At 67.6% G+C, this 682-nt stretch carries 1 pseudogene; it reads right to left on the reverse strand.

The features are described from left to right. A pseudogene (locus C173_RS34505) lies at window positions 1-682 on the reverse strand (iron permease); the annotation flags it as partial.

The raw sequence follows: 682 nt of genomic DNA on the forward strand, positions 1-682 counted from the left end.
CCCTCGCGCAGCAGAATGAGTGCCGCATCCCATGCGGTATAAGTCTGTTCCCCGGCCAGCGGCGTCAGCTCAGATAGCATTGTGTCCATAAGCGATAGCGCTTGGTCCAGCTTCGGAGGGCTGGAGAGCAGATAACCGGTGACGGCGGTGCTCTTGTTCTCGATGCTGGCATAGACCTTGGGTGAGGCCAGCTGGACCTGGCCTTCAGCCGAAGGCCAGGCAGCAATGAATTGCTCCATTATATCAGCGGCTGCTGCGCTGTCGCCGGCCTGGGCAGAGGCGGAAGCTTGCTTCAGATAGCTGATCAGCCCTTCAATGGAAGCCGGCTCCGCTGGCGCGCCACTGGTATCGACGGCTTGGCCTTCGCTGTAGCCGGACAGCAGCGTCACCAGCGCTTCCGCTTCCGCCCGCGCGGCCTCTCCGCGGACCGGCTCTGCCTGCAGCGCAATGCGCAGCAGGCTCATCTTCGTCTCCAGCAAGCCGTAGACGGCGGGATTGTCCGCCCGGATGCCTCGTTCCACTGGCGTCCAGCCGTTCACCACGGCGCGGTAGGCTTCCGCCGCCGCGGCCCAGTCGGCGCTGCGCGCCGCATCCCGCGTGCGCTCCGCCGCGGGCAGCAGCTTCGCCGCCGCTGCGCGTCCGGCGGCGCCCGTGTCACCGCCGCCTTCGCCTGCGGCGGCGG

It is taken from the genome of Paenibacillus sp. FSL R7-277, from assembly GCF_000517965.1.
Lineage (GTDB): Bacteria > Bacillota > Bacilli > Paenibacillales > Paenibacillaceae > Paenibacillus_AQ > Paenibacillus_AQ silagei.